The following is a 3,686-nucleotide window of genomic DNA, read 5'->3' as shown; positions in this document are numbered from 1 at the left end:
CCGCGTCGGGGCGGTTCTCCACGAGTGGCGGGTCACGCCACGCAGACTGCTGTTCGAACCCGCCGAGACAACCTGCCGTCGCGGTGAGTGCACCGATTCCGAGGGCCTTGAGGGCGTCGCGTCGTCTCATGTCGTGTACTGCCTCGTCGGTGTCGCGACGAAGCGATTCACCGTTCGTAACGGCCCGGCAGCAATGTCGGTTGCGCTTCAGCGCCGACGTTCGAGGCGTGAATTCAGATTATCAATCGATGGCATCACACGCCTCATTTTAAATACCCACTTGTATACCACACAGTGAATGGACGACACCCCCCTCGACACATACGACGCGCGTGCGATTGCAGCCGCGTACTTCGGGTTCGGTGCGGTCGGAATATTGGGTGGCGAACTCGTCCTCTCGACGCTCTTCAGGACACCGCTGGCGTCGCCGTCGGCGATTGGGAAGGGACTCCTGTTCGTCGTCGTCTCCAGTCTGTTCGTCGGATTCCTCGTGAACCGGAAGAACGAGCGAATTGCACAGCAACAGGCGTCTGTCCGGACGTCGTTAGAGAAGTTAGAGAACGTCGTGTCGGCATCGCCGATTCCGATTGTCGCGGTTACACCCGACAGACGGGTGACCCGATGGAACGAAGCGGCCACCGAGACGTTCGGCTGGGCGCGAGACGAGGTTCTGGGCGAACAACTCCCGAGCGTCGCGAGCGAGCGACAGGTGAGCGTCGAGCAGATTCTCGAACGGACGACGCGAGAAGACGGTCTCTCGAACGTCGAAGTCGAGTTGGAACGCCGCGATGGGACGGTCGGTGAGTTTCTGCTGTCGACGGCACTGATTCGGAACCGGGACGGAGACGTGGTCGAACTGGTCGGTGTCTTGGTCGACACCACAGAGCAAAAGCACAGAGAACGACGGCTGAGAGAGTTCGAGATGGCCGTCGAGCAGGCGGGCCACGCGATATATCTCACCGACCCAGACGGGACGATTACCTACGTCAACCCGGCGTTCGAAGACATTACGGGGTACACTCGCCGTGAGGCAGTCGACGAGACGCCTCACCTCCTCAAATCCGGCGAGATGGACGAGTCGTACTACGACGAGTTGTGGGCCACCGTCGAATCCGGCGAGACGTGGCAAGAACGCATCGTCGACCAGCGAAAGAGTGGCGAACTCTACACGGCAGTCCAGACTATCGCACCCATCCAGCGAGGCGACGAAATCGTCGGGTACGTCGCCATCCAGTCGGACATCACCGACGCCGAACTGGCGCAACAGCGACTCGGTGTCCTGAACCGGATGTTCCGGCACAACCTTCGAAATCGGATGAACGTCATCGATGGCTACGCCGAGATGATTCGGAGCGACGCCGAAGACGAGGACGTCTTCCACAGAGCGAACAACATCGTCACGGCCGCGAACGAACTCGTGGCACTCGCCGAGAAAGCACAGACGGTCGCAGACCTACTCGAATCCGACGGAAAGACGCGGTGCGTCACCGACCTCGTCGACGATGTGGTCACCAGCGCTCGGTCGTGTCACCCGGAGGCGACCGTCGGAGTCGATATCGACCCGGGAATCGACCACCTCGTCGACAACCGTGTCGGCGTCGCTGTCGACGAACTCGTGACCAACGCCCTCGAACACGGTGGTGAGACGGTTCAAGTCGACGTGTACAGAAGTCCCGTCGACGACGCCAGAATCGCCATCCGGGTCAGTGACGACGGGCCGGGCCTCCCGCGAGGCGAGTGGGACGCAATCGAACGCGGAGGAGAGACACCACTCGAACACGGGACGGGGATGGGACTGTGGTTAGTCCACTGGGTCGTGACGAAGGCTGGTGGAAGTACGCAACTGGACACGACACCCCTCGGCGGGGCGGCAGTGACACTCAAACTGCCAATCGACGATGGGTCTAGCGAGGAGTCCGACGACGGGTCCGACGAGGATACCGACGACGACACAGAACTACACGTCGAATCCTGATACCCACTGGAGACGAACGTGTCTGGCCCTCCCGACGAACCGAGAACGAACGCTTAGGGCCACTACCGACGATTTCACAGACGAATGACCGACAAGCGGGACCCGAAACCCGAAGTGGCGTTCGGCGCTCTCGGGAGTGACCTCCGCCTCAGCATCCTCCAGACACTGGAACTCGAAGCACGGGAAGCGGAGCGCGGACTCACGTTTTCCGAACTCTACGACCGTATCGACATCGAGAGTACGTCGCAACTGTCGTACCACCTCGGGCGACTCGACGGCGTGTTCGTCCGCACGTTCGACAGTTCCTATCGGTTGACGCAGACGGGAGAGCGTGTCGTCAGAACTGTCCACGCAGGAACGTACACCGACCGCCCATCGTTCGAGGAGACGGCGGTCGACGGTGTGTGTCCACACTGCGACGACACCGAGTTGGTCGCCGCGTTCGAAGACCCGTTCTTGGCCGTCACGTGCCGAGTGTGCGACGGGGTAGTCGCCCGGTACGGCCTCCCACCTGCGCAGGCGGCCGACCGGTCGCCGGACGAAATCCTTCGGTCCTGTGACCGTCGCGTCTATCACGAACTCGGGATGGCACTCGAAGGGACGTGTCCGACGTGTGGCGGCGTGATGGACGCCTCGGCACGCACAAGAGACGAACCGCGTTCGGACGAGTACGCCGTCGTCGCTTCCTGTCGCCGGTGTTTCAATCAGGTGTACGCCCCCGTCGAACTCTGTGTGTTCTATCACCCTGCGCTCGTCGCGGCGTACTGGGAACGGGGCCGAGACGCGACACGGGTCCGTCCGTGGGCGGTGTACACCCACACGCACGAGTGGCACCTCGACGTGGTGTCGGAAGAACCGTTCGAGGCCACCGTCGAGACTGACGTGGGAGACGACGTGTTCACGGTGACCGTTACGGGTGGTGCGCTCGCAATCGACGTCGAGACGGAGACGTAGCTCAAACTATTTTGAGTTGTGTCTCTGACAAAATGTAAATATTTAGATAAGTTATTTTACCTCCCAGCGCGAATCGCCACGTATGGCTCCCGCTGACTGGATTCGGCGACACCGCATCGCCGCGTTCTTCCTCCTCGCCTACGCCATCTCGTGGAGTATCGAAGGTGCAGTGACACTCGCCGGGATGGAACCCTCGTGGACGACGTGGTTCTTCGAGGGGTTCTTGAGTCCGCTGTCACCCGTCGTCGCCGCCGCACTCGTCCTCTCGGCGAGTGGCGAATCTGTCCGGGGATGGTTGCGCGATATCCTGAAGTTCCGCGTCCATCCCAAGTGGTACGCCCTCGCTATCGGCATCCCGTTCGTCATCACCTACGCCTCCGGCATCGCCTCGTGGGCACTCGGTGGACCCGTCGATTGGGCGTCGTTCGAGTTCGACCCCATCTCTATCGTCATCGGCATCGTGCTCGGGACGCTCATCGGCGGCGGCCAAGAAGAACTCGGGTGGCGTGGGTTCGCGCAACCGGAGTTACAGGAGCGCTACGGTGCGTTCCGAGCAGCAGTCATCATCGGCCTCCTGTGGGGTGGGTGGCACCTCCCGCAGTTCGTCTTCCCCGGTGGGATGCGCGCCGAGTGGCCCCTCGCGCTGACTGTCTCGTACTTCGTCGGCATCGTCGCGTTCTCCATCCTCCTCGCGTGGATATACAACGGGTCGGGCGGGAGTGCGTTCCTCGCGATGCTCATGCACGGGACGGACAAC

Annotated in this window: 3 protein-coding genes and 1 pseudogene; 3 read left to right on the top strand and 1 reads right to left on the bottom strand. The window is 61.9% G+C overall.

Translation table 11 applies throughout. The features are described from left to right. Positions 1–130 (bottom strand): annotated as a pseudogene (locus AUR66_RS21225) (iron transporter); the annotation flags it as partial. Between the two features lie 168 nt (positions 131–298). On the opposite strand from AUR66_RS21225, the gene AUR66_RS11225 reads away from it, so the two are divergent. From AUR66_RS11225 to AUR66_RS11215, 3 genes are all read left to right on the top strand, one after another. Beyond that, on the top strand, positions 299–1,975 hold the full coding sequence (locus AUR66_RS11225; protein WP_082682183.1) for a PAS domain S-box protein: 1,677 nt from the start codon (positions 299–301) through the stop codon (positions 1,973–1,975). 84 nt (positions 1,976–2,059) lie between these two features. Then, a complete protein-coding gene (locus AUR66_RS11220; protein ID WP_058572497.1) occupies positions 2,060–2,929 on the top strand; it encodes a winged helix-turn-helix domain-containing protein in 870 nt (289 codons plus the stop codon). Positions 2,930–3,011: 82 nt separating this feature from the next. Next, positions 3,012–3,686, top strand: a 675-nt coding sequence (locus AUR66_RS11215; RefSeq protein WP_058572496.1) for a CPBP family intramembrane glutamic endopeptidase, incomplete at its 3' end; no start/stop codon positions are given.

Source organism: Haloferax profundi (genome assembly GCF_001469865.1).
In the GTDB taxonomy this organism is placed as follows: Archaea; Halobacteriota; Halobacteria; order Halobacteriales; family Haloferacaceae; genus Haloferax; species Haloferax profundi.
This window is presented reverse-complemented; position numbering and strand designations above follow the sequence as displayed.

Bases quoted from the DNA above. Each gene is read 5' to 3' on its own strand.
- AUR66_RS11225 (WP_082682183.1), top strand. From the start codon at position 299: ATGGACGACACCCCCCTCGACACATACGACGCGCGTGCGATTGCAGCC.
- AUR66_RS11220 (WP_058572497.1), top strand. From the start codon at position 2,060: ATGACCGACAAGCGGGACCCGAAACCCGAAGTGGCGTTCGGCGCTCTC.